Origin of the sequence: Paenibacillus fonticola DSM 21315 (assembly GCF_000381905.1) — a bacterium.
GTDB classification, from domain to species: Bacteria; Bacillota; Bacilli; order Paenibacillales; family Paenibacillaceae; genus Fontibacillus; species Fontibacillus fonticola.
The window spans coordinates 27,777-52,223 of sequence record NZ_KB907283.1; the positions used below are offsets into that span (position 1 = coordinate 27,777).

Here is a 24,447-nt window from a genome sequence, read left to right on the forward strand (position 1 = left end):
TATGTTTGCTAGAAAATGGGGGGTACTATGACGCAGCGGCTATTAGTAATTGAGGATGAGCCAACGCTCTCAAGGCTTCTGTCTTATAACCTGTCGAGTGAGGGTTATGAAGTTGTTGTTGAGGAGCATGGGCAGTCCGGGCTGGAAACGGCATTGAAGAACAATTTTAATTTAATATTGCTGGATTTAATGCTTCCCGGTATGAACGGATTTGAAATTATGTCCAGGCTCCGGACCGAAGGAGTAAAAACACCGGTGATCATGCTGACCGCAAAAAACGCTGAAGAAGAAGTGGTACAGGGTTTGAAATCTGGTGCGGACGATTACATTACAAAGCCTTTCGGAGTTGCAGAGCTGCTGGCCCGGGTAGCGGCTGTTCTTAGAAGATCCTCTGGCCTTGAAGAGCCGGAGAAACAGTTGCCGTCGCAGGAGGCGGGCTCACAAATTACATTAGGCGATCTTGTCATTTATCCTGAGAAATATGAAGTGACCCTGGGGAACGAGCCAATTACGCTCAGGCCGAAAGAATTTGAAGTTTTGCTATATTTGGCCCGCAAGCCAGGGGTGGTTATGACCCGGGATGATTTGATGAACGCTGTTTGGGGTTTTGACTACATTGGCGGACAGAGAACCGTGGATGTTCATGTCAGCTCTTTGCGCAAAAAGCTTGAGCTTGATCCGGGATCTGTCTATATCGACTCAATCCGTGGAGTTGGCTATAAGCTGGTCGTAAACAAGAGGAAAAACTCGATCACTGCAAATGAGCTATAGGAACAAAAAGTGAAAGATGAAAAACTTGTCGGTTAGACGACGAAAAATATACGAAGATTTTTGCTTGAAAAGAAGTTGTCCAGGTGTTTATCCGCTGCTTGGACAGCTTCTTTTTTATTTTTTATTTTTTTATTTTTGACCAGGATCAAAGTAAGAAATTGCTGATCGAAATACAATAAGATCAATCATAGTGAAAGGGAGGGTGTTCCGATGGCCATTAAATTGTATCAACTAGAAACGGTATCTTGTCCAAGCTGTATTGTTAAAATCGAAAAAATGCTCAGTAAGACAGCAGGCGTGCATTCGTCCGAGGTATTGTTCAACAGCTCTAGGGTAAGGGTATCATTCGATGACAATGAGATTAGCTCGGAAGCGATTAAGAGCAGCATCGTTAAGCTGGGGTATAAAGTTCTCGGAGAAAAATAAAGCAGGACAAAATCAGCCGGAAAGGATGACGTGCAATGTTATTAAAAAAACTGACCCAGAGTCAAAGAATGGCAGCGGCAGGGATGCTGGTAACCGCGTCGCTAATATTGAACAAAACGGTTGGCTATGAATGGATAACGATCGTTGTAATGATGGCTTCCACGCTGGTCGCGGGCGTCCCGATCATGCTCAATGCGGCAAAGGCGTTGAAATACAGAATCGTTGGCATTGACGCTCTTGTTACGATTGCGGTCATTGGCGCGTGGTTTATCGGTGAATATTGGGAAGCCGCAGCCGTCACCTTTCTATTTATGTTCGGCAATTATTTGGAATCGAAAACGATCGAGAAGACAAGATCTTCCATACAAGCATTGCTTGCTTTAGCACCGGATACAGCTCGGGTACGCCGGGAAGGCGGAGAAACAATAATAAGCCCGAAAGAGGTACAGATCGGCGAGGAGGTCATCGTTAAACCCGGGGAGAAAATTTGCGTGGACGGTACTATTATGGACGGTTCGGCATATATCAACCAATCCGCGATTACGGGAGAGTCTATTCCTGTAAATAAAGGGCTAAATGACACTGTCTTCTCGGGGACGATGATTGAATCCGGTTATTTAATCGTTAGAGCCGATAAAGTAGGAGAGGACACGACATTTGCAAGAATATTGCAAATGGTGGAGGAAGCACAGGATAACAAAGCGAAAACGCAAAAATTTCTCGAAAAGTTCGCCAGGTACTATACGCCGTTCATAATCATAATGGCAGTCGTCATTTACATGATTACACAGGATATCGTCATGGCCTTGACGCTCTTAGTAATAGCCTGTCCTGGGGCACTTGTTATTTCCGCTCCCGTTTCTATCGTGGCCGGAATAGGCAATGGGGCCAAACGCGGGGTGCTTTTTAAAGGCGGGGAGATGATGGAGAAATTGTATGCGGTCAAAGCGGTAGCATTCGATAAGACGGGAACGTTGACGATGGGCAAGCCTGCGGTTACCCGGATCATAACGTACGGCATCCCGGAGAAGGAGCTGTTAAAACTGGCGGCGATCGGCGAAGCTTATTCCGAGCATCCTTTGGCCAGAGCGATAGTAGACCAGGCGACGAAAAACTTTGGTACAATAAAGGAAGTTCCTGCCGATGTGGAAATAATAGCGGGCCAGGGCATTTCGTTTACCTATGAAGGTCAGCAGTTTTTTATCGGGAACAGGAAGCTCTTTGCCGCATATGGACTCCAATCGGATAAATATGAATACGACTTAGCAGCAGAGGAAGAGCAGGGGCAGACAGCGGTCATGATCGGGAATACGAAGGGTGTGCTCGGTATTATTTCCATTGCCGATCAGATCAGAGAGGATGCAGAAGAGGTAATCCATGACTTGAAATCAATGGGCATTCAAAAGGTCGTTATGCTGACAGGGGATAATACGAGAGCAGCTAAAGCGATATCGGATCAATTAAGACTGGATGAATATTACGGTGAACTGCTGCCGCAGAACAAAGTTCAGGTGCTGGAACAGCTGCAAGCCAAGTATGGAGTGGTAGCGATGGTGGGAGATGGAGTTAACGACGCTCCGGCATTGGCTTCAGCAGACTTAGGGATCGCCATGGGGGGAACAGGCAGTGATGTTGCGATTGAAACGGGAGATGTCGTGCTCATGTCAGGACAATTGAGCAAGCTGGCATATGCGGTTGCATTAAGCCGCACCACGGTTAGAAATATGAAGCAAAATATTTACTTTGCCCTATTGGTGGCCGCTCTTTTGCTGATCGGTGTACTTGTGAAGAAAGTCAATTTATCCTTCGGGATGTTCCTTCATGAGTTGTCCGTCCTACTGGTCATTGTGAATGCAATCCGATTGCTAGGCTACGGCAAAAGGCGACGGACTGGCAAAAGTATTGAATTTACTAACGTTGGGAGAGAAGTACAGTGAATTGTCACCTCGAGCAAGCAGGCCGATTTCATTGTGTGGAGCTTGTACCGATTTTTAGCAGCTTAAGCCGGGAAGAACTTGTGGAAATATCATCTATAACGACGGCGAAAACTTATGAAAAAGGAGAGATGATTTATTTAGCAGGGGATCAGGGGGAGAAGTTGTTCGTTATTCACACTGGAAAAGTTAAAATATCCCGGCTAAGTCCGGGCGGAAAGGAGCAGGTAATCCGTCTGCTGTCCCCGGGGGAGTTCATGGGCGAGCTCTCATTATTCAGCCCGCAGCCAAGAACGAACAATGCACAGGTGTTGGAAAATTGTACATTGTGTGTGATCGAAGGAGAGGAGCTGAAGGCATTGATGGCTAAATATCCGTCCATCGCCTTCAAAGTACTGGAGGAACTGAGCCGGCGGCTGGATAGCGCGGAGCGTCTGATTGAAGACATTAATTTGCATTCTGTGGAACAGCGGCTCGCTCAAGCCTTGCTGCAGCTGTCCGGAAACAAGCGCCGGATTGTACTAGAGATGACGAAGGGGGACTTGGCTTCACAGCTTGGCATGAGCCAGGAGACGTTGAGCCGGAAGCTGTCCTCCTTCCAAGAGCAGGGGCTTATAAAGCTGACTGGCCATCGGCAAATTACCATTTTGGAACGGGAAAAATTAGCTGAATATATGAATATATAAGGGTAACAGAGAGATCATCGCTCCTGTACGTTCAGTCTCACTGCATTTTTTCCCATCTCCTGCTTCACTTGCCAGCCCCATTGCTCCGCGACAAAAGCAAATGGAATCATCGTTTTTCCGTTCATGGAAAGCGGGGTACTGTTCATATCTATCAATTGATCACCGACTACAGCCTGCGTACTGCCCGCCGTTATGGAGATATCCTTCTTCCCCTTTGCCTTAAGAATGGTCGCCTTTGTTCCCTCATCCCAGATTGCTTCGCCGCCAAAGACGGCTGCCGCCTCCTTCACATAGACGAGAAACTGCTGCTTGCCGTCAATTATTTTTTGAGTGAATGTATGCTTCCTTCCGTTAATATGGACAATAACACGGGTTACATTTCCTTGCTCATCCAATGTTGCAGTGACCGTATCTTCCACAAGCTGATCATTCAGCTCCGCGATATTGTTGTCCGTCATCCGATACTTCGAACTGTCGCTCCCGATGGCTTGGGCAATCCAGGAGTTTACATCCTGGCTGTGATGCGACAGATCTTTGTATAAATCCAGATTAAACGTCTTCCCTGCCATAATCCAGCGCATTCGGTTAAGCGCAAAATAAACGATGAATACAATGGGCAAAAAAACGAAAATAAAAGGGTGCGAATTAAATAACATCTTATTCCCTCGCATCTACTCAATTGGTGTCAGTTCTTCATCAAAACCTATGTATAGCTTGCCGAAAAATGATGAGTCAAGAAAAGTACAAGCCCCCTTTGAGAGTTCATATGTCCAAGAAATAGTATACAGTATTATCCAGGTCAAGTACTGCCTAGATTAAAAAATAATGCTATCAAACTATTGACACTAAATAGACACAAAATGTTTTGAGTCTAAGGTAGCTATCGTGCGGTTTTAAAAGAACATTTTACATAGGTACAAAGTACTGTTAACACTCCGTTAACATAGTTCTTCTATGATTCATTCATAGATAAATGTTGTTTGGAAGAGTATAGGGATGCAGGGAGTGGTGAGAGTGAGTATTCAAGCTGTCGCTGAGCGAGAGGTTGTGGCAACAGGTCGTGATGCTTCTGCAAACGCTGGAAAAGAAGACAAGGAAGCCATTGTTGAAACCGAAAGTAAGCTGACTCCATCCGTAAACTTAAAAGAGCAGATCAGTATAGTACAAACCGAGGCGTATTGTAGAACTGTACCAAAAACTGGTTTTAAGGAATCGTGTCTGGGCGTTCTGAAGCTGTTTCGAAATGATGAAGACATTCCTTGTGTCGTAATGTGTGATGATATGGACAGGCCTTTGGGAATTTTGATGCGGGATACGTTCTATCGCCAATTGGCGGGGCGTTTCGCCGCGGATTTATTTTATGACAGGCCTGCTTTGATGTTTGCTGAGAAATCCCCGTTGATCCGCGATATTACGACATCCCCACGCGGGCTCATAGATGCTGCTCTCAACCGGGAAGCAAAGGTGTTCTACGATAGTCTGATTATTACAGAGCAAGGCAAGTTTAAAGGAATTTTGACCGTTCATGATTTAATGCTAATGTCGAGGGAACTGCAGCGTGAAGCGGATCATTTTCGTGAAGTGATTGTTAGCGAAAGCCAGGCCAAGGTGCTCGAGATCGATCAATCGGTAAAAGAAGTTTCGGTCACATCGGAGCGTGGGTTGCGGGATTCAGAGCAGATGAGCAGCTTTGCAGCAACTGGCCGGGCAGAGCTTGAAGCGGTTCAAGCTTCTTTTGGACGAGTACTGACGCTGACGAAATCGCAGGAGGAGCGAGTGTCAGCACTGCTCCAGCACGCCAGCAACATATCGTCCATCGCTTCTTCCATCCGCGAATTGGCGGATCGCAGCGGGCTGCTGGCCATGAACGCCACGATAGAGGCTGCTCATGCCGGGGAGCACGGCAAAGGCTTTGCTGTGGTGGCTAGCGAGATTAGAAATCTGGCTCAGCAGACAAAACAGTTCTCAGGCGAAATTGGCGAGACGCTGAATGTTGTATGCGAACTTGTGCAGCAAACAGCCGATGCTTCGTCTATAACTACCTTGGAAATGCAATCGAGCCACGATCGGGTGAGCAGTGCAGACCACACTTTTAAAATGCTGGTAGATTCGGTACGAAATACGGAAATGAGAGGCCGGGAAATGTTCGAGACGGCAGAGAATGCAGCTCATAAGACCGAAATTGTGCTGCGCGAGCTGGTGCAATTGTCTGCCAAGCAGGACATGAACGAGTGATCAATAGACATGTTAATGCCCGGAAGACATATTTTACACTGCGTTAACATTAGGGTGTAATATCTTTTACATAGAGAAGGTACAATGATTTTATGTTTGCATTTGGCCAAATGACGCAATCTAATGGGAGCAAGTCTAAATTGCAAACTAAAATGCAAAACTAAATGCATACTAATTGCAGGTAAAATTGAGATGGAGTAAAGAGCCGAAGGCTTTGTTATTATGCTGCTGAGATATGAAGGAGATATGACATGGAACCGATCATCCATATAAATAAATTAAATTTGTATTATGAGCAGTTTCAAGCGCTTAAAAGTATATGCTTGGATATTCCGGAGAAAGCGATCACGGCGTTTATTGGTCCTTCAGGCTGTGGGAAATCCACTTTGCTGCGGACGTTGAATCGGATGAACGATATGATTCCGGGCACGCGGATCGAAGGTTCTGTGCAAATTGGCGGCAAAGAAATTTATAGTGACGATGTTGAGGTCGAGGTTTTGCGCAAACAGGTCGGCATGGTGTTTCAGCAGCCGAATCCTTTTCCGAAATCGATATATGACAATGTCGCTTACGGGCCGCGCCTGCATGGTGTCAAAAATAAGGCCCAACTGGATCAAATCGTCGAGCAAAGTCTCAGGCAGGCTGTATTGTGGGATGAGGTAAAGGATTTCCTGAAGCGTTCCGCCCTTAGCTTGTCCGGCGGCCAGCAGCAGCGTCTCTGTATCGCCCGGGCGATTGCTGTTCAACCCGACATTTTGTTAATGGATGAAGCGACTTCCGCGCTCGACCCGATTTCAACGCTTAAAATCGAAGAATTGGTTCAAGAGCTGAAGGCCAGGTATACGATTGTGATGGTCACTCATAATATGCATCAAGCGGCTCGTATTTCCGATCGAACCGTATTTTTCCTGAATGGTGAAATTGTTGAGTCAGATGACACGCGTACACTGTTCTCTACACCACAGGATGCCCGTACCGAGGATTATATATCAGGACGTTTTGGTTAACAGAAGGGAGCAGTGAGGTATGATCCAACGAAGAGAATTCGATCAAAATTTGGAGGAACTCCGGCAGCTGTTAAGAGAAATGGGAGAGCATGTCGAGCGTGCCCTCAGAGAGTCCATTACATCGCTGCAATCTTTGGATGTAAACAAAGCCAAGGGAGTTATTGCCCAGGATTTGAAGCTGAATGAAATGGAAGAAGAAGTGATGGATATCGGCTCCAGATTGATCGTTACGCAGCAGCCGGTAGCTAAAGACCTTCGCCGCATTATCGTTGCCTTCAAAATTTCAAGCGATCTGGAGCGGATGGGTGATCTGGCGGTCGATATTGCCAAAGTGACGCTGCGCCTGGAAGGCCAAACATTGTTAAAGCCGCTGATCGACATACCGAAGATGGCGGAGCTAGTAGAGCTCATGGTGGAAGAGTCGCTTCAGTCTTATTTGGACGAGAATACGGATTTGGCCTACAAGATGGCAAAGGATGATGATGAGGTTGATCATTTGTACAGTCAAATGATCAGCGAACTGTATTCGATTGTCGTTCATCATCCGGATTCCATGCAGCAGGTGATGCTGCTTACGCTCGTGGGAAGATATATTGAACGGATTGCCGATCATGCTACGAATATCGGGGAGAGCGCGGTTTATCTTGTAACCGGCCACCGTCCCGACTTAAATCAATAATAGAACAAGCAGCAAGTATTGAAAGCAACTCCCCATAATCGAATTATTTTCATCCAGCCAAGCGCCGGCTCCCGCCGGCGTTTTGCTGTTTGTATGACTAGTTTTCTATGCGCACCGCGGTCACTCCTCTCCCGATGAACGGACTTGGTTTAAAATAACTTTATGGAGTTATCGTATTGTTTTTATATAACAGGGGAGCATGTGTTAGAATAATAGTCAGGAGTATGCTAAAGAACGAGGTGCTGTATGGATAAATTAATTCTTATTGACGGAAACAGTATTATTTACCGGGCGTTCTTTGCTATGCCGCCGCTGAATAATTCTGGCGGTTTACATACGAACGCTGTGTATGGATTTACGAATATGCTTCTTAGACTCCTTCAGGAAGAGAAGCCAACTCATGTTATGGTTGCGTTTGACGCTGGAAAAGTAACGTTTCGCCACGAGGGCTACGAGGATTATAAAGGGGGGCGCGAGAAGACGCCGCCGGAATTGAGTGAGCAGTTTCCGCTTACCCGTGAATTGTTAGAGAGCTTTGGCATATGCTGGTTTGAGCTGCCTGGCTTTGAGGCGGACGATATTATCGGCACGATCAGCAGGCAGGCTGAGGAGGCCGGTAAGGAAGTGCTCGTCGTCACAGGGGATAAAGATATGCTTCAAGTTGTCAGCGACAAGGTTAAGGTTGCGCTGACCCGGAAGGGAATCAGTGAAGTCGAGCCATATGGGCCGCAGGAAATTAAAGAAAAATACGGCCTTGCTCCAGAGCAAATTATTGATTTGAAAGGCTTGATGGGCGACCCCTCAGATAACATCCCCGGTGTTCCTGGGATTGGAGAGAAGACGGCGCTGAAGCTGCTGCATCAATTCGGGTCTGTGGAAGAAGTTCTGGCACGGACGGACGAGCTTAAGGGCAAGATGAAAGAGAATTTGGTGAATCATGCCGAGGACGCCAGATTAAGCAAGCAGCTTGCCACGATCCATCGCGAAGTTCCTATCGACCGTTCTTTTGAAGATATGATTTTTCAAGGATTGAAGGAAGAGACGGCTGCGCCGATGCTGCGCAAGCTGGAATTCAAATCCTTAATCGAACGGCTGTCGTTCGGTGATGGGCCGGGTAGAACGGAGGCGGGGGAAGGGACATCACAGGAACAAGCTGAAATAGATGTTACTATGGTTGACGAAGCTGCACTAGATGAGTTGGTTCAGCAAATCCCCCGTATTGAAGTAATGTATGTGGAATCTCACGGAGACAATCCGCATCAGGCTGAGGGTATGGGGCTGATTTTGTCCACTACGGAACGGCATTATTTCGTGTCGTTTCCATTTTTGCTTAGTGAGGCGGCAAAACCGATTAAAGACTGGTTAAGCGACTGGAAGATTCCGAAGTGCGGCTATGATTTGCATCGCGCCGATTTAGTGCTGCATTGGCTGGGAATTCCGTTCGCTGGTGCTGAACATGACATACAGCTGGCGGCTTATCTTCTCGACCCGACCGACAGCAACCTGACGATAAGCGGTCTGGCTGCAAAGTATGGTCTGCCTTACCTGTCATCGGATGATGAAGTTTATGGCAAGGGGGCAAAATTCAAAGTACCTGAGCCGGAAATACTTAGCCGCCATTTAGCCCGGAAGGCAGAGGCGATGCTGCGGATTATTCCTCATCAGAAAGAGGAACTGGAGTCCAACGAGATGAATCAGCTGTTCTATGAATTGGAAATGCCGCTCTCGCGCATTTTAGCCGATATGGAGAAGCAGGGGATCGCTGTTAACCGTGAAGCGCTTGCTGACCTGGGCAAGGAGTTCGAAGCGCAGATTCAGAAACTGGAATCCCGTATTTATGAACTGGCCGGAGTGGAATTCAATCTGAACTCACCCAAGCAGTTGGGCGAAGTGTTGTTCGACAAGCTGGAGCTTCCGGTCGTTAAGAAGACAAAGACAGGTTATTCTACAGATGCTGAAGTTCTCGACAAGCTGGCGCCTTACCACGAAATCGTTCAATTTATATTGGAGTATCGGCAACTGGCCAAGCTGCAATCCACTTACGTAGAAGGTCTGCTCAAGGAGATTCGCCCGGATACGGGCAAGGTGCATACGTTCTATCGGCAAACTGTAGCGGCTACGGGAAGGCTGAGCAGCCAATATCCGAATTTGCAAAACATTCCGATTCGGCTTGAGGAAGGACGCAAAATACGGAAAGTGTTCGTTCCATCGGAAGCGGGCTGGTCGATATTTGCCGCAGACTATTCACAGATTGAATTGCGTGTATTAGCTCACATTTCGGAGGATAAAGGGCTGCAGGAAGCATTCCTGCATGATATGGATATTCACACGAAAACCGCCATGGACGTCTTTGGCGTTTCTCATGAACAGGTAGATGCGGATATGCGCCGATCGGCAAAGGCAGTCAACTTCGGGATTGTGTACGGAATAAGTGATTATGGACTGTCTCAGAATTTGCATATTACCCGTAAGGAAGCGGCTCAATTTATTGAGCAGTATTTCCAGGCCTTCCAAGGGGTGCGCCGTTATATGGACGATATCGTCAAAGAGGCCAAGCAAAACGGTTATGTAACTACACTGTTGGAGCGCCGGCGCTACCTGCCGGAAATTAACGCTTCTAATTTTAATTTACGTTCCTTCGCTGAACGGACCGCAATGAATACGCCGATTCAAGGTACGGCTGCCGATATTATCAAACTGGCGATGGTGCTTATGGACGAAGCGCTTCGCGAACGCGGTCTGAAGAGCCGGATGCTGCTGCAGGTGCATGATGAATTGGTGTTTGAGGTACCGCCGGAGGAGCTCGAGACGATGGGCAAGCTTGTGCCGGAAACGATGGAGAAGGCTTTGGCGCTTTCCGTACCGCTTAAGGCGGAGGTAAGCAGCGGGGCCAACTGGTACGAAGCCAAATAGTTAGAGGAAGTTCAAACAGATCGCTTTTGATCACGAAGTATTTCGGAGAAGTGGTTTCGGCGTCGAATCTTGCACTCACCCTCGAAGTCCGGTGCTCATGTAGGTTACTCCTACACTCCGCTCCTCCTTCTTCGGGTTCGTGCAACCTTCTCGGTGCTGAAAAGCGACTTTTTGAACCTTTATTGAAGAGGAAGTTCAAAAAGATCGCTTTTGATCACGAAGTAATTCGGAGAAGTGGTTTCGGCGTCGAATCTTGCACTCACCCTCGAAGAGCTTATGCTTCCGTAGTATGTTTCCTTCGGAAACATTGTAGGTGCTCATGTAGGCTTCTCCTACACTCCGCTCCTCCTAAAAGTTTTGCAAAGCAAAACTCACATCGGAAGCAAAGGCAACAGGGTTCGTGCAACCTAAAACGTTTTGAAAAAACGTGCATCGAAAGCTTAGGCTTCGGTGCTGAAAAGCGACTTTTTGAACCTTTATTGAAGAGGAAGTTCAAAAAGACCGCTTTTGATCACGAAATTAAAAAGCAATAAAATAAAGCTTGAGGTGAAGCAACATGCCGGAGTTGCCGGAGGTGGAGACCGTTCGAAGAACGTTGTCCGGTCTCATCGTAGGAAAGACAATTGAATCGGTAACTGTATCATTACCGCGCATCATTCAGCGGCCCGACGATATTAAACGGTTCGAACTGGAACTCACTGGCCATACTATTGTGGAGGTAGGTCGCCGAGGGAAATTTTTAAGAATTGTAATGGATCAGTTGGTTCTGGTTTCCCATCTGCGGATGGAAGGCCGCTATGGACTGTATGACCGGAACGATGCGCTGGAGAAGCACACACACGTAATTTTCCGTTTTACAGATGGAACGGAACTGAGATATAAAGATGTTCGGCAATTTGGAACGATGCATTTGTTTGTTCCGGGAGAAGAGTTCAAGGAGAAGCCTTTGGTTAAACTAGGGATAGAGCCGCTAGAGTCGACTTTTACGGCGGACGCGCTTCGCGAATTGCTGTTTAAGCGCTCTACCAAAATCAAGGTTGCACTCTTGAATCAGGAATATGTCGTTGGACTTGGCAATATTTATGTTGATGAAGCCCTGTTCCGGGCGAAAATACATCCCGAGCGGCCAGCGAATACATTGACAAATCAAGAATGGATTGTACTTCACGAGGCAATCATCACTACGTTGTCTGACGCTGTAGAGGCAGGGGGATCCTCCATTAAGTCCTATGTTAACGGGCAGGGAGAAATGGGAATGTTTCAGCATTCGCTGCAGATTTACGGCCGTAAGGATGAGCCGTGTACAAATTGTGGACATCCTATCGAAAAAAGCGTCGTAGGCGGACGGGGCACTCACTATTGCCCCATTTGTCAAGCGGGACCGGACAAGTGCTGATGGAGGACGGGTTTTTTTGCGAATGCCCTCTTGCCGCCTCCCCTATAAAATATGGTGCACGGGGAATATACTTGGATAACGAGGTGAAGCGATGAATGTTGGACTGACGGGCGGAATTGCAACGGGAAAAAGTACGGTTTCCCAAATGCTGGTGAAGCGGGGGGCCATACTGATTGACGCTGATGTCATCGCCAGAGAAGTCATGGAACCAGAACATCCGGTATTCCAGGCAGTACAGCATCGATTTGGGCCTGGCATTTTAAATGAGGACGGGACGTTGAATCGAAAAAAATTAGGAGAAATCGTTTTTTCGAACGAGGAGGAGCGGAGAGCGTTAAATGGGATTACTCATCCGGCGATCCGTGCGGAGATGAAAAGAAGAATGGCAGATTATGAGGCGCAGCAGCCTGAACGTCTTGTCGTTGTAGATATTCCACTGCTCTACGAATCTGGACTTGAACAGCTATTTGAGCAAGTCATGGTCGTATATTTGCCAAGAGAAGAGCAGCTTGCCAGGCTTATGCAGCGGGATGGACTGACTTATGAACAAGCCCAATCCAGAATAAGAGCCCAAATGGATATAGAACAAAAAAAAGAAAGGGCGGATATTTTGATTGACAACAGCCTTGGCGTGCAGGAGACGGAGGCACAGATTGAACAATTTTGGCGCAATATGAGGCTGCTATGAGGCTGCTTCGGAAAAAGAGAGTGCTGCTTCTGTTGTTTCTGGGGTTTACGGTAATACTTTTCTTTAATTCAAAATGGCTTACGCTATTTTACCCCATTTATTATAAAGATGAAATTCGTTATCACGCACAAAATAATGACCTTGATCCGCTGATGGTGGCGGCGATTATACGTGTAGAAAGCAACTATAAGACCGGGGCCGAGTCAAAGAAAGGGGCTCTCGGAATTATGCAAATTATGCCGGATACAGCGAAATGGGTCATCGAACAATCCAAGCTTCCGGATGTATCCCTGGAGAAGGTGAAAGCGGAAAGTGATGTGAATATCGCTATCGGCACATGGTATTTAAGATCGCTTAGCGATCAATTTGAAGGAAACCATATCGCGATGATAGCAGCCTATAACGCTGGGCCGACGAATGTGCGGAACTGGCTGCGCAGCGGCAAATGGGACGGGAAGCTTGATTCTGTCAAAAACATCCCTTTTGGTGAAACCAGGCATTACGTACAAAGGGTAACGCATTATTACGATCAATACTCCGGTATTTATGACAGCTTGTAAAAAACTGCCTGATGGGGCATTATGATAGAAAAGCATTGGCGAGGCTGGGACCTGCACCAATGCTTTCCTGATTGGATGATCATTATTGGAATTGACCAGCCAATTGTTGCTCAGCCATAGTTACCAGACGTTTGGTGATAAAGCCACCAATCGAACCGTTTTCGTAAGAAGTCAGGTTACCAGCATATCCATCTTGTGGAAAAGAAATGCCAAGCTCCTGAGCCACTTCATATTTCATTTGCTCCAGAGCGCCGGAGGCTTGTCTAACCACCAGGTTATTTGAAGAATTATTATTTTGGGCCATGATATATTCACCTCCTTGTGGTTGGTAAAAGTATTATGTACCGAAATAGAGAAGTTCATTACAATTATTTTAGTTATTTCTTGGAATTGCTCTATAATCATGCATATGAAAAAAGGGGGTAAAAGCATTTTGAAATGCCCATATTGTGATTATTCCGGTACGAAGGTGCTCGACTCCAGACCGGCTAATGAAAACCGCTCTATCCGCCGCAGGCGGGAGTGTGAGAAATGCAGCCGCCGGTTCACAACATTTGAAATGGTGGAGGAAATGCCGCTTATTGTCATTAAAAAGGACGGAAGCCGTGAGGAATTTAACCGAGAGAAGCTGCTTAGAGGATTGATCCGTGCTTGTGAGAAACGACCGGTATCCGTGGAACAGCTGGAATCGATCGTCTCAGCGGCAGAGCGGTCGCTTCGCCAGTCAGCGAATACGGAAGTAGAGAGCCGTCAAATCGGGGAGTTAATTATGGAGCAGTTGTATCCGGTTGACGAGGTCGCCTACGTCAGATTTGCTTCCGTATACCGCCAGTTTAAAGATATCAATATGTTTATGAAAGAACTGAAAGGCCTGCTCTCGAAAGGTACGGGCCCGGAAGATCCTTTGTAATTTCAATCGATATTTCAATTGAAGAACGATGGAGGAGTACGCAGATGAAATGGGATACTAAGGCCGCTATGGCGGCAGGTTTTCTTGCCGGAACTACATTTGGCAGTGGCATCGGGTTTCTTCTGCACTGGCAATCGTACGATTTGGTAACGATCGTTAGCGTAAGCGGTGTTGCGGGTGCTATTGGCGGAATAGGTGCTGTCCGATGGTATCGCCGTAACTTCTCTAGTGGAAATTGAACCAAATGAATTTTAATAATAATAAAGCAGGAATAAAAAATGCCCATCTAATTCACTTTAAGTGAGAAAGAGCGGGTATTTTTTTATTTTTAACACAGAGTTTACAAAACTCATACACGGGTTTGATATTCGATTTCTATAATCAACTTATAAATAAATAAGGGGGAAACCTTAACAATGAAAAAGAGTTTGATGTTAGTTTTGACTTTGGTATTAACTTTCATGTTGGCCGCTTGCGGTCAAAACAACACTGCGAAGTCCAATAACAATCCGGCGGAATCCGGAAACGCTAATAGCGGCAACACGTCAAGTGAAACTCCGGCGTCAGAGTTGTCCGGTTCTATTCTCGCAGTTGGATCTTCTGCACTTCAACCTCTGGTGGATCAAGCGTCCAAGAAATTCATGGACCAAAATCCAAAAGTGTCGATTCAAGTTCAAGGCGGCGGTAGTGGTACAGGTTTGACACAAGTATCTGGAGGACAAGCTGATATCGGAAATTCTGATGTTTTTGCTGAAGAGAAGCTGGATGCGGATGCTGCGGCCGAATTGGTCGACCATCAAGTAGCGATCGTTGCGATGGCAGCCGTTATTAATCCGGATATTGCCGTTGATTCTCTCACAAAAGATCAATTGGTTGAAATTTTCACTGGTAAAGTTACGAATTGGAATGAAGTCGGCGGACCGGATCAAAAAATTCAAATTGTAAACAGACCGTCAAGCTCGGGTACACGGGCGACGTTTGAGAAATATGCATTGGGAACAAAGACGGAAGACCTTGAAGGTTCCATTCAAGAGGATTCATCCGGTACAGTTAAAAAGCTCGTTAAAGAAACTCCAGGTGCGATCGGCTACCTTGCCCTGTCCTACTTGGATGATTCGATCAAAGTTCTGAAATATGATGGCGTCGAAGCGAACGAAGAGAATGTTACTAACGGGAGCTATCCTGTCTGGGCATACCAGCATATGTATACTAAAGGCGAGCCAAACGAAGTGGTTAAAGCATTCCTAGATTACATGGCTTCAGAAGATGTGCAAAACAACGACGTTATCGAGCTGGGATATATTCCTGCCTCGAAAATGCAAGTGAAGCGCGACGTGGATGGTAATATTACGAAATAATACCGACATCATATCAGCAAGAAAAGAGGCGGATTTCTCTGCCTCTTTCTGTGCTGTGTAAAGGGAGAGGTTTCATGGCTCAGACCGGCAGAAGACAAAAACCTAAACAGCATATTATTGAGGAATGGACCGGTAAAATATTAACATCAGTATGTATTATTTTCCTGGTAGTGACCATTTTTTCGATGGTTTATTTTGTTGCTACGAAAGGGCTAAGCTCATTTATTAAAGATGGAATCAGTTTTGGAGAATTATTTGGCGGGGTCAAGTGGAAACCGGATGGAGAACCTCCAATCTTTGGGGCTCTTCCCTTTATTATTGGGTCTTTCAGCACATCGCTGCTTGCTGCGCTTATATCCGCTCCATTGGGAATTTGTGCCGCATTGTTCATGATTGAAATTACGCCGAAGTTCGGAAGGAAATATTTACAGCCGGTCATTGAGCTCCTTGCAGGCATTCCCTCGGTTGTGTACGGGTTTATTGGACTCAGCGTCATCGTGCCGTTTTACCGTGATGTCTTTCCTGGACAAGGACTTGGTATTGCCGCGGGGGCAACCGTTCTGTCGATCATGATCCTGCCGACGATTACATCGATCGCAACGGATGCCATCGCCGCTCTTCCCACTGGTTTAAAGGAGGGCTCGTACGCTCTTGGCGCCACGAGATGGCAAACGTTATACCGGACAGTACTGCCTACAACGCTGCCCGCCTTAATGACAGGTGTAGTGCTCGGCATGGCACGTGCTTTCGGAGAAGCGCTGGCCGTTCAAATGGTTATAGGTAATGCTCCGCATATTCCTGGCTCGCTCTTTGAGTCGACTTCAACCTTAACGAGCGTGATTACATTAAGTATGGGCAATACCGTCATGGGCTCGGTTCAGAACAACGTATTATGGACGCTCGCTCTTATATTGATGATGATGACCTTCATCTTCGTCTTCGTTGTACGGTGGCTTGAAAGGAGGGCTAATCGATGAGCGCTAAGACAGCAGACAAAATTGCTACAGCCGTCATCGTCACGCTGGCCGGCGTCATTGTTCTCATTTTGGCCGGACTGCTTGGCTTTATTTTCGTTCGTGGAATCGGGCATATCAGCTTTGATTTCCTGACCTCTCCGCCGGAAACGATCAAAGAGGGGGGCGGAATTGGGCCTCAATTGTTCAATTCCTTATTTTTGCTCGTATTAACGTTATTGATTACTATTCCGCTTGGTTTAGGTGCCGGTATTTATATGAGTGAATACGCTAAACCCGGAAAGGTTACTGATTTTATACGTCTTATTGTAGAGGTACTGTCATCGTTTCCTTCCATTGTGGTAGGATTGTTCGGCTTGCTTGTTATCGTGCATTTCTTTGGCTTTGGATTCTCTCTGTTCTCTGGGGCGCTGGCTCTCACGGTATTTAATTTGCCGCTTATAGTTCGTATTACGGAACAAGGGATGAAAAGTGTGCCTGTGGCGCAAAAGGAAGCAAGTCTCGCTCTCGGTCTGTCAAAGTGGAAAACGATCAGATCGATTATGCTGCCGATCGCTTTGCCCATCATTTTGACGGGGACGATTCTTGCGGCTGGCCGTGTATTCGGTGAGGCGGCTGCCCTGCTGTTCACAGCGGGCATGAGCAGCCCGAGGCTCGATTTTACGGACTGGAATCCGTTCAGCCCCATGTCGCCGCTAAATCCGTTCCGGCCTGCTGAAACGCTGGCGGTTCATATTTGGAAGATCAACTCGGAAGGTTTAGCTCCGGATGCTCCGGAAATAGCTGCGGGCGCTTCTGCCGTACTCATTCTTACTGTGCTTGCGTTCAATCTCTTGGCCCGCTGGCTGGGACGTGTCATGCACAAGAAATTTACAGCAACGAAATAGGGAGGAGCCTCTATGAGCAATATCGAACTGTCTGTTAAAAATTTGAGCGTGTACTATGGACAGAAGCAGGCGGTAAAGGAAGTTTCGCTTGATTTTGAATCCAAGCAGGTAACGGCGTTGATCGGGCCGTCAGGCTGCGGTAAATCTACATTTCTACGCAGCCTTAACCGGATGAACGATCTTATTAGCGGAGCGAAAATTACCGGGGGAATATGGATTGGCGATGAGAACATTAATGATCCTAAGACAGATGTTGTTTTACTCCGGCAGAAAATCGGCATGGTTTGGCAGAAACCCAACCCTTTTCATAAATCGATATACGAAAATATTGCCTTTGGACCGCGTTACCATGGAATTAAAGATAAGAAAAAGCTCGATCAAATTGTTGAGGAGTCCTTAACCAAGGCGGCGCTATGGAATGAAACAAAGGACAGGCTGCATCGGTCGGCCTTGTCCTTGTCTGGCGGACAGCAGCAGCGCCTTTGCATCGCCAGATCAATAGCGGTAAGCCCGAGCATTATTTTGATGGATGAGCCGGCTTCGGCTCTCGATCCAGTATCCAGCTCCAAAATTGAAGAGCTCATTGCAGAACTGAAGAAAGAATACTGTATCATTATCGTAACTCATAATATGCACCAGGCCGCCCGGGTTTCTGAAAAAACAGCGTTTTTCCTTATGGGGGAAGTGATTGAATTTGATCAGACGGACAAAATTTTTACGAATCCGAAGGAAAAAAGAACAGATGATTATATTTCCGGACGGTTTGGTTAATGTTGATCCAGTTTTAACGCAGGCGTGGATAATTGATCCTCGCCTGTTTATATATTGGAGCGTAACGCGACTTTACGAAGCAGCGTGGATCAACTGCCGATGCTTGATTTTACGGAATGGCAGGGGTGTCCTGTTGGAGCTTTGAGTTGAACTAAATTTGAAACAGATTAGGGCCCGTGGTATTGTAAGTAAGGAAATGGATTTTGAAGAAGGAAAGGCCAATCGTAAACCTCCGATGATGATCGGACGTTCCAGTCCGACAAGGAGTTGACTACAATTCAAAAGTTATTGGACAAACTAAATACAACAGAGTTTTCGTTATGAGCAAGAACCGGACAGGCTCTGTCATCTCAGCCCGGTTCTTTACTGATAAAATGCTTACAGCGGCTGCTACGTATGCAGCAAGGTAATGACGAGCAATTCATAAAGAACTAACGGGAGAATGACATTGTTGAAGTAGCTGGAGCCATACAATCCTCGGCTGTACGGGGCATAAGCGTAATCCTGAAAACGGTATGGGGCAGGGGCGGAATATCCCGGGGAACCATGTTGACCGTAATGCCAGTTAGCTCCAGACTGAGTATGACCGTCGTGTCCGAGATGCTCATAATGTCTGTGTTGGCCATGATGCTCATGATGCTGCCCGTGATGTCCATGCTCGTAAAGTTCATGATATCCATGATGCCCATAATGCCCATGATGTCCGTGATGCCCGTGATGCCCATGATCCCCATGATGCCCATGATGCCCGTGATGTCCGTGATGCCCATGATGCCCATAGTGATCATAGTGTCCATATGGCGGGTTTCCGCCAGTCTGCTGGCCGGGGATGACGAGGAACAGCAGGCCGTCTTCTGTGTGTGATAATATGCCTTCATAAATTACTCCGTCAACCTTTTGGATGCGAACGGGACGATTCGCATATTGCTTACAAATTTTATGCAGTTGTTCCTTCATGTTTTTTATCGTTTGGACAGCATTCGGATTGGCTTGATAGACCACTTGTTTATTATCTGCATTGGATGCCATGCGCTTAACCTCCACTCATCCTGCAATGTACATTACTGATGTCATCCTATGCTATAGCCCAATTAGAGGTGCTTACATTTTTTTTGAACCGAAAATAAAGATTGTTCTTGTTACAATCATTTTGGTAACATAAATTAATGGAATATTACATGCAACCATTTCGATGTTGGCCGGAATAAGGAGATTTCAGATGAATGTCATAGAGTGGATTGAGCTGATGTTCAAGCAGTATGGCTATTTGGTATTGCTGATTGGACTTCCTATAGATTTCATTGCCTTGCCGTTGCCTCCTGGGCAGACGACGCTTACGTTTACGGGTTATTTAGCCTACAAAAAGGTATTGGGCTTGCTCCCGGCAGCGGCAGCGGCGTTGGCAGGAGCGGTTATCGGGATCACCGTCACGTATTTGATCGGTTACAAGATAGGAGCACCGCTTGTGGAGCGGTATGGGAAATGGATTTTTCTTAAACCTTCCCAGATTGAGAAAACAAGACGTACTTATGATAAATATGGAAACAAAATGCTGCTAATCAGCTTTTTCGTACCTGGCGTCCGGCAATTTTTCGGTTATTTTGTTGGAATAATTCGGATTCCTTTTCGAACATTCGCGATATATGCCTATACAGGGGCAGCGATATGGATCCTTGTATTTGTCGGCATCGGTTATGTGTTCGGCGAGCAGTGGCAGTACATATTTTCACTTGTGGAGAATTATTTGAAATACATATGTACGGGAATCGGAGCGCTGCTGATATTCTGGTTTATTTGGAAATGGCGAAGACTGCGGTTAAAGGAAACGAAGCAGCCGGAGTAATCACTCAGTTCATCCTCGAGCCCAGTAAGGATTTAGGCGGGTAACGGCGAGGGATATTTTTAATCCAGGCATACTAAAGGCACGAGGTGAATTTTACTTCGGCCTTTTTTAGTCTTTTTCTGCGACGGTAGTTTTGCTGATTCAATATGATTATGCTTGGAATTTGAGCTGATCGAGCTGACTCTCGTTCAGAGACACAAGGGCATTATTTTTATTTTTGATTAAAGCCTTGGCACTCTGTTATCATATGACTAGGTATTTTAATAGTACGGCGACAGGATAATGAGTAATATTTTCATGGAAGGGACAGAGAAATGAGCTTTCAGTTGACGACTAGGGTCATCAAATTGCTGTGCGGCGAGGTAAATTATAAGCAGGGTAACGCCTATATTCGAGATGGGCGAGTACTTCTTAATGGCTCTGATCCCGATCCGGAAGCATCGGAATATGCGGCTACGGTTCAGGGGACGGAGAATTACAGCGTTCATATAAAAATCGATAGCGATGGGGATATAGAGGCAAACTGTTCTTGTACGGCATACGGGAGTGATGTTAATTATTGCAGGCATATTGCCGCAGCATTAATTACAATTCACAATCTGAAGCATGAAGGATCTGCACCTGTCCGGACGTATAGCATGAACGATAATCTGGAGAAAACAGGTGTGCTGCAAGCGAGAAACACAAATAGCACTAGAAATTCGATGGGAATAGTAAACTCTCCGGATTCCGCGAAAACCAAGGGAATGGGCCCCTTAAGCAGAGCTTATGAAAGGCAGAGAATTGGACGGGATTCTTTTTCCGCCCGCGATATGGGCGTTACGAAAGGGATGCTGAAAATATTCGATGACAGGCAGCAAGGGCGGTTCGTCCGCACCAGGCACCTGGCGGATTTGAAAACGCCGCTTGAGATCGAAATCATTTGCAAGCTGCATCCTTACCGTTCCCAGAAGTATTTATTTGGCATGGAGCTGAAGGTCGGTACGAAGCGGTTGTATATCGTGCAAAAAATCCGCGAATTCCTGAATTGTGTCGAACGCGGGGAACCATATGAGTTCTCCAAGCATTTCACGTATGTACCGGAGCTTCATTACTTTCAGCCAGAGGATGAAATTGTTATCCGCCAGCTGCTGCAGATCTGTCGCAACGAGCGGATGTATCAGGAGACCAGCTCCAAGCTTGGTGCCTATTCGGCGTATGACAAGCTGATCAGCGATGATCGCCTGCTGCTAGTTCCGCCGTTTGCCTGGGATGCGCTGCAGCCCTTGCTATCGGGAAATGCCGCGGTACAAATTATGCGGGAGTATCATAGGACGCACGCTTTCGAAATTTCCAGCGAGCGGATTCCGCTTCATTTTGAATTCGATGAGTATGATTCGGGGGGATACCAGCTGCGGATTGAGGGGCTGGAAGAGCTGGTCGTCTTGGAGGCGTATGGGCTCGTGCTGGCCGACGAGAAGCTGATCCCGCTGCCTGCCGAGCAGTGCAGCCGTTTATCCGAGCTGAAGCATATGCTGTATTATTCGCGAAGCGAGGAGATTTACATTTCGGCCGAGCAGATGGAGCCGTTCATTGAGAAAGTCGTTCCCGGTCTTAGGAAGCTGGGCACTGTTCAGATGAGCGAAGCGATTTCGGGGCAAATCGTCCATGCAGCGCTGACGGCTCGGCTTTATTTGGACCGGGTGAGAGATCGGCTGTTGGCTGGACTCGAGTTTCAATACGGGGACATCGTCTTTAATCCGTTAGCGCCTCATGACGAACGGCGCGGCGAAAGCCGCATCATTATGCGCGACGGCGACAAAGAAGGGCAGATCTTAAGCCTGATGGAGAGCGGGGTGTTTGCGCAAACGGAGAGCGGCTATTTTCTGGACGATGAGGATGACGAATACGAGTTCCTGTACCGCGTCCTGCCGGAGCTGGAGAAGCTGGTCCATGTGTACGCGACCTCAGCGGTCAAGACCAGGCTGTATACAGAGCATCCGCCGCCGCAAATCCGCATCGATGTGGATGAGCGAACGGACTGGCTCGAGTTTAAATTCGAGATGCAGGGCATCCCGGAAGCGGAAATCAAAAATATACTCAGCGCGCTGGAAGAGAAGCGAAAATACTACCGGATGCCAGACGGCGCATTGCTGCCGCTGGAGAGCAGCGAGTTTCAAGAGATGGTTAAGCTCATGAACGAGGTAGGGGTCCGCAGGGCTGATTTGCATGGAGCGGAAGTGAAGCTGCCGGCTGTTCGGGGACTGCATTTCATGAATTATGCAGGGACGGGCAATAACGTGAAGCTGGGCAAGACGCTGCGGCGTCTGCTGGATCATATGCGAAATCCGGACCATCTGGAATTTACAGTTCCACAGCAGCTCGACCCCGTACTCCGTGATTATCAGAAATACGGCTATCAATGGATGAAGACGCTGGCGCATTACCGGTTCGGCGGGATATTGGCCGATGACATGGGGCTTGGCAAAACGCTGCAAAGCATCGCCTTCATCGTATCGGTGCTTCCGGAAATCCGCCAGCAGGATCTCCCGGCTCTGATTGTCGCGCCGGCTTCCCTCGTGTATAACTGGCGGAATGAGCTAAAAAAATTCGCTCCGGACATTAAGGCGGCCGTTGTGGACGGGAGCCGGACGGAACGGGGGAGGGCGATGCGGAATTTTTCCGATATCGACGTTATCATTACGTCCTATCCTCTCTTGAGGCGGGATGTCGATTTATACGAAGGGCGCTCGTTCCATACGCTCGTGCTGGATGAGGCGCAGGCCTTCAAAAACCACACGACCCAGACGGCTCAGGCGGTAAAGTCGATATACGCGAAGTACCGGTTTGCACTGACCGGGACGCCGATCGAGAATTCGCTAGAGGAGTTATGGTCGATTTTTGAGGCGGTATTTCCAGACCTGTTCCCGGGGCGGAAGGAATTTAATGAATTGTCCCGGGAGACGATTGCCCGGCGAATTCGTCCATTCCTGCTCCGCCGCTTGAAAAGCGACGTATTGAAGGAGCTGCCGGAGAAGATCGAGACGCTGCAGGCCTCCGAGCTGCTTCCTGAGCAGAGGAAGCTGTATCTGGCCTATTTGGCCAAGCTGCAGCAGGAGACGCTTAAGCATCTGGATCAGGATGAATTCAAGCGGAACCGGATAAAGATTTTGGCCGGTCTAACCCGGCTGCGCCAGCTCTGCTGCCATCCCGGATTGTTCGTGGAGGACTATAACGGAAGCTCAGCCAAATTCGAGCAACTGCTGGAGATCGTGGAGGAGTGCCGGAGCGCGGGCAAACGGATGCTGATTTTCTCGCAGTTTACACAAATGCTGGGCATGATCGGCCGGGAACTGGGGTACGAAGGCGTGCCCTTCTTCTACCTGGATGGCAGCACGCCGGCAGCAGATCGGGTGGAGCTCTGCAATCGGTTCAACGAGGGGGAGAAGGACGTGTTCCTGATTTCCCTGAAGGCCGGTGGCACAGGGCTCAATTTGACTGGGGCGGACACCGTCATTTTATATGACCTGTGGTGGAACCCCGCCGTTGAGGAGCAGGCTGCTGACCGGGCGCACCGTATGGGGCAGAAGAACGTGGTCCACGTCATTCGCCTGGTCTCGCAGGGTACCGTGGAGGATAAAATGTACGAACTGCAGCAAAAGAAGAAAAATTTGATCGATGAGGTCATTCAGCCGGGGCAGGAGGCGTTGTCCTCGTTAACGGAGGAAGAAATCCGCGAAATTTTGATGATCTAGCGCTGGTCTGAATACAGGAGCGTGAACGAGATAATACCAGAATCGTGATCGGAAATGGAACCTAGAGCGAGATGAGAATGAGATGAGAATGAGTACGAGATGAGAGCGAGAGCGAAAGCGAAAGCGAAAGCGAGAACTAGATGCGAACGAGAGCGAGGGAGGGTGCGAGAACGAGAACGAGAACGAGAAAACGTGACCGAAACCAGAACAGAGATCGAAAATGTGACCGGGAACGTAACCGAAATTTTATAACGAATCTTACGAGCGCTATTTGTGTAAGAATAACCTTTTTTAAAATGTAACGAAGCTGGGTAACGTTATTTCAGCCATTACTGCGCCAAATAGATGATAAACGGCAAATAGAGTGTCTGAGATTCGTTAGAGCTAAAATCATTGCGAATATGAGCAAATAGCGTGGATGAGATTCGTTGCTATGAACGTTTTTGTCAAACCCTCTATTTTTTCTGCCTGAGCACGTGGCGCGAGAGCAAAAATGCGAGCGACGGTCGGCACGCTGCTATCCGTGGGTTGGGTACCACATGTTATGCCTTCGTCAAGGAGAGCTTTTGCAAGCTAGAAACGCACGTTCAGTTCTTGGCAAACCTAGTGCAAACGAATCACGCATATTCTCTCCCGAACCTTCGTTTGCTCCCGGGCCTCGTGCTCCGGCGTGAG

The 24,447-nt window shown here is 47.5% G+C and carries 22 protein-coding genes; 19 read left to right on the forward strand and 3 right to left on the reverse strand.

Annotated elements, in window-relative coordinates; genetic code table 11:
- Window positions 1-27 precede the first annotated feature (27 nt).
- The 4 genes from G358_RS0126695 to G358_RS0126715 all read left to right on the forward strand — a co-directional run bounded on the left by G358_RS0126695 (window position 28) and on the right by G358_RS0126715 (window position 3,817).
- Window positions 28-771 (forward strand): response regulator transcription factor, encoded by a 744-nt coding sequence (locus G358_RS0126695; RefSeq protein WP_019640330.1) that lies wholly within the window; start codon window positions 28-30, stop codon window positions 769-771.
- A gap of 210 nt (window positions 772-981) precedes the next feature.
- Window positions 982-1,197: a heavy-metal-associated domain-containing protein gene (locus G358_RS0126705; RefSeq protein ID WP_019640332.1), complete on the forward strand. Its 216-nt coding sequence runs from the start codon at window positions 982-984 to the stop codon at window positions 1,195-1,197.
- A gap of 35 nt (window positions 1,198-1,232) precedes the next feature.
- Window positions 1,233-3,134 carry a heavy metal translocating P-type ATPase gene (locus G358_RS30950; RefSeq protein ID WP_019640333.1) on the forward strand — a complete coding sequence of 634 codons (1,902 nt, stop codon included), beginning with the start codon at window positions 1,233-1,235 and terminating at the stop codon, window positions 3,132-3,134.
- The gene (locus tag G358_RS0126715; protein ID WP_019640334.1) at window positions 3,131-3,817 is read left to right on the forward strand and encodes a Crp/Fnr family transcriptional regulator; all 687 of its coding nucleotides are present in this window, start codon (window positions 3,131-3,133) and stop codon (window positions 3,815-3,817) included. The genes G358_RS30950 and G358_RS0126715 overlap by 4 nt, the downstream gene beginning before the upstream one ends.
- Window positions 3,818-3,831: 14 nt before the next feature.
- On the opposite strand, the gene G358_RS0126720 is transcribed toward G358_RS0126715, so the two are convergent.
- The gene (locus tag G358_RS0126720; RefSeq protein WP_019640335.1) at window positions 3,832-4,473 is read right to left on the reverse strand and encodes a copper amine oxidase N-terminal domain-containing protein; all 642 of its coding nucleotides are present in this window, start codon (window positions 4,471-4,473) and stop codon (window positions 3,832-3,834) included.
- Window positions 4,474-4,831: 358 nt separating this feature from the next.
- Between G358_RS0126720 and G358_RS0126725 the strand changes: the two genes are divergently transcribed.
- The 7 genes from G358_RS0126725 to G358_RS0126760 all read left to right on the forward strand — a co-directional run bounded on the left by G358_RS0126725 (window position 4,832) and on the right by G358_RS0126760 (window position 13,295).
- Window positions 4,832-6,052, forward strand: coding sequence for a methyl-accepting chemotaxis protein (locus tag G358_RS0126725; RefSeq protein WP_240480114.1), 1,221 nt, complete (start codon window positions 4,832-4,834; stop codon window positions 6,050-6,052).
- A 251-nt stretch (window positions 6,053-6,303) separates the two neighbouring features.
- Window positions 6,304-7,059, forward strand: a complete 756-nt coding sequence (pstB, locus tag G358_RS0126730) for a phosphate ABC transporter ATP-binding protein PstB (RefSeq protein WP_019640337.1) — start codon at window positions 6,304-6,306, stop codon at window positions 7,057-7,059.
- Between the two features lie 19 nt (window positions 7,060-7,078).
- Window positions 7,079-7,738 (forward strand): phosphate signaling complex protein PhoU, encoded by a 660-nt coding sequence (phoU, locus tag G358_RS0126735; RefSeq protein ID WP_019640338.1) that lies wholly within the window; start codon window positions 7,079-7,081, stop codon window positions 7,736-7,738.
- Window positions 7,739-7,984: 246 nt separating this feature from the next.
- Window positions 7,985-10,651, forward strand: a complete 2,667-nt coding sequence (polA, locus tag G358_RS30955; RefSeq protein ID WP_019640339.1) for a DNA polymerase I — start codon at window positions 7,985-7,987, stop codon at window positions 10,649-10,651.
- Window positions 10,652-11,207: 556 nt separating this feature from the next.
- Complete coding sequence (gene mutM / locus G358_RS0126750) at window positions 11,208-12,047, forward strand: DNA-formamidopyrimidine glycosylase (RefSeq protein ID WP_019640340.1); 840 nt, start codon at window positions 11,208-11,210, stop codon at window positions 12,045-12,047.
- 91 nt (window positions 12,048-12,138) lie between these two features.
- Window positions 12,139-12,735: a dephospho-CoA kinase gene (coaE, locus tag G358_RS0126755; protein ID WP_019640341.1), complete on the forward strand. Its 597-nt coding sequence runs from the start codon at window positions 12,139-12,141 to the stop codon at window positions 12,733-12,735.
- Window positions 12,732-13,295 (forward strand): lytic transglycosylase domain-containing protein, encoded by a 564-nt coding sequence (locus tag G358_RS0126760; RefSeq protein WP_019640342.1) that lies wholly within the window; start codon window positions 12,732-12,734, stop codon window positions 13,293-13,295. Before coaE ends, G358_RS0126760 begins: the two co-directional genes overlap by 4 nt.
- A gap of 82 nt (window positions 13,296-13,377) precedes the next feature.
- Here G358_RS0126760 and G358_RS0126765 read toward each other — a convergent pair whose 3' ends face one another.
- Window positions 13,378-13,599 (reverse strand): alpha/beta-type small acid-soluble spore protein, encoded by a 222-nt coding sequence (locus G358_RS0126765; protein ID WP_019640343.1) that lies wholly within the window; start codon window positions 13,597-13,599, stop codon window positions 13,378-13,380.
- 129 nt (window positions 13,600-13,728) lie between these two features.
- Between G358_RS0126765 and nrdR the strand changes: the two genes are divergently transcribed.
- The 6 genes from nrdR to pstB (G358_RS0126795) all read left to right on the forward strand — a co-directional run bounded on the left by nrdR (window position 13,729) and on the right by pstB (G358_RS0126795) (window position 18,195).
- Window positions 13,729-14,205 carry a transcriptional regulator NrdR gene (nrdR, locus tag G358_RS0126770; protein WP_019640344.1) on the forward strand — a complete coding sequence of 159 codons (477 nt, stop codon included), beginning with the start codon at window positions 13,729-13,731 and terminating at the stop codon, window positions 14,203-14,205.
- 44 nt (window positions 14,206-14,249) lie between these two features.
- The gene (locus tag G358_RS0126775) at window positions 14,250-14,444 is read left to right on the forward strand and encodes a hypothetical protein (protein WP_019640345.1); all 195 of its coding nucleotides are present in this window, start codon (window positions 14,250-14,252) and stop codon (window positions 14,442-14,444) included.
- 177 nt (window positions 14,445-14,621) lie between these two features.
- Window positions 14,622-15,563, forward strand: a complete 942-nt coding sequence (locus G358_RS0126780) for a phosphate ABC transporter substrate-binding protein (protein ID WP_019640346.1) — start codon at window positions 14,622-14,624, stop codon at window positions 15,561-15,563.
- 74 nt (window positions 15,564-15,637) lie between these two features.
- Window positions 15,638-16,540 (forward strand): phosphate ABC transporter permease subunit PstC, encoded by a 903-nt coding sequence (gene pstC / locus G358_RS0126785; RefSeq protein ID WP_019640347.1) that lies wholly within the window; start codon window positions 15,638-15,640, stop codon window positions 16,538-16,540.
- Window positions 16,537-17,424, forward strand: a complete 888-nt coding sequence (gene pstA / locus G358_RS0126790; RefSeq protein WP_019640348.1) for a phosphate ABC transporter permease PstA — start codon at window positions 16,537-16,539, stop codon at window positions 17,422-17,424. Before pstC ends, pstA begins: the two co-directional genes overlap by 4 nt.
- Window positions 17,425-17,436: 12 nt before the next feature.
- A complete protein-coding gene (gene pstB / locus G358_RS0126795; protein WP_019640349.1) occupies window positions 17,437-18,195 on the forward strand; it encodes a phosphate ABC transporter ATP-binding protein PstB in 759 nt (252 codons plus the stop codon).
- A gap of 431 nt (window positions 18,196-18,626) precedes the next feature.
- Here the strand turns inward: pstB (G358_RS0126795) and G358_RS34670 are convergent, their stop codons facing one another.
- Window positions 18,627-19,073 (reverse strand): hypothetical protein, encoded by a 447-nt coding sequence (locus tag G358_RS34670; RefSeq protein WP_157274496.1) that lies wholly within the window; start codon window positions 19,071-19,073, stop codon window positions 18,627-18,629.
- 341 nt (window positions 19,074-19,414) lie between these two features.
- Between G358_RS34670 and G358_RS0126805 the strand changes: the two genes are divergently transcribed.
- Together G358_RS0126805 and G358_RS0126810 are read left to right on the forward strand one after the other, a co-directional pair.
- Window positions 19,415-20,038: a DedA family protein gene (locus tag G358_RS0126805; protein ID WP_019640351.1), complete on the forward strand. Its 624-nt coding sequence runs from the start codon at window positions 19,415-19,417 to the stop codon at window positions 20,036-20,038.
- A 314-nt stretch (window positions 20,039-20,352) separates the two neighbouring features.
- Window positions 20,353-23,772, forward strand: a complete 3,420-nt coding sequence (locus tag G358_RS0126810) for a DEAD/DEAH box helicase (protein ID WP_019640352.1) — start codon at window positions 20,353-20,355, stop codon at window positions 23,770-23,772.
- Window positions 23,773-24,447 lie beyond the last annotated feature (675 nt).

What these genes read in the sequence shown, in the direction of transcription:
- G358_RS0126810 (WP_019640352.1), top strand. Translation starts at nt 20,353, where the DNA reads ATGAGCTTTCAGTTGACGACTAGGGTCATCAAATTGCTGTGCGGCGAG.
- polA (WP_019640339.1), top strand. Translation starts at nt 7,985, where the DNA reads ATGGATAAATTAATTCTTATTGACGGAAACAGTATTATTTACCGGGCG.
- G358_RS0126720 (WP_019640335.1), bottom strand. Translation starts at nt 4,473, where the DNA reads ATGTTATTTAATTCGCACCCTTTTATTTTCGTTTTTTTGCCCATTGTA.
- pstC (WP_019640347.1), top strand. Translation starts at nt 15,638, where the DNA reads ATGGCTCAGACCGGCAGAAGACAAAAACCTAAACAGCATATTATTGAG.
- G358_RS30950 (WP_019640333.1), top strand. Translation starts at nt 1,233, where the DNA reads ATGTTATTAAAAAAACTGACCCAGAGTCAAAGAATGGCAGCGGCAGGG.
- mutM (WP_019640340.1), top strand. Translation starts at nt 11,208, where the DNA reads ATGCCGGAGTTGCCGGAGGTGGAGACCGTTCGAAGAACGTTGTCCGGT.
- G358_RS34670 (WP_157274496.1), bottom strand. Translation starts at nt 19,073, where the DNA reads ATGAAGGCATATTATCACACACAGAAGACGGCCTGCTGTTCCTCGTCA.
- G358_RS0126780 (WP_019640346.1), top strand. Translation starts at nt 14,622, where the DNA reads ATGAAAAAGAGTTTGATGTTAGTTTTGACTTTGGTATTAACTTTCATG.
- G358_RS0126760 (WP_019640342.1), top strand. Translation starts at nt 12,732, where the DNA reads ATGAGGCTGCTTCGGAAAAAGAGAGTGCTGCTTCTGTTGTTTCTGGGG.
- coaE (WP_019640341.1), top strand. Translation starts at nt 12,139, where the DNA reads ATGAATGTTGGACTGACGGGCGGAATTGCAACGGGAAAAAGTACGGTT.
- G358_RS0126805 (WP_019640351.1), top strand. Translation starts at nt 19,415, where the DNA reads ATGAATGTCATAGAGTGGATTGAGCTGATGTTCAAGCAGTATGGCTAT.
- pstB (WP_019640349.1), top strand. Translation starts at nt 17,437, where the DNA reads ATGAGCAATATCGAACTGTCTGTTAAAAATTTGAGCGTGTACTATGGA.
- G358_RS0126695 (WP_019640330.1), top strand. Translation starts at nt 28, where the DNA reads ATGACGCAGCGGCTATTAGTAATTGAGGATGAGCCAACGCTCTCAAGG.
- pstB (WP_019640337.1), top strand. Translation starts at nt 6,304, where the DNA reads ATGGAACCGATCATCCATATAAATAAATTAAATTTGTATTATGAGCAG.
- G358_RS0126705 (WP_019640332.1), top strand. Translation starts at nt 982, where the DNA reads ATGGCCATTAAATTGTATCAACTAGAAACGGTATCTTGTCCAAGCTGT.
- G358_RS0126765 (WP_019640343.1), bottom strand. Translation starts at nt 13,599, where the DNA reads ATGGCCCAAAATAATAATTCTTCAAATAACCTGGTGGTTAGACAAGCC.
- phoU (WP_019640338.1), top strand. Translation starts at nt 7,079, where the DNA reads ATGATCCAACGAAGAGAATTCGATCAAAATTTGGAGGAACTCCGGCAG.
- G358_RS0126775 (WP_019640345.1), top strand. Translation starts at nt 14,250, where the DNA reads ATGAAATGGGATACTAAGGCCGCTATGGCGGCAGGTTTTCTTGCCGGA.
- pstA (WP_019640348.1), top strand. Translation starts at nt 16,537, where the DNA reads ATGAGCGCTAAGACAGCAGACAAAATTGCTACAGCCGTCATCGTCACG.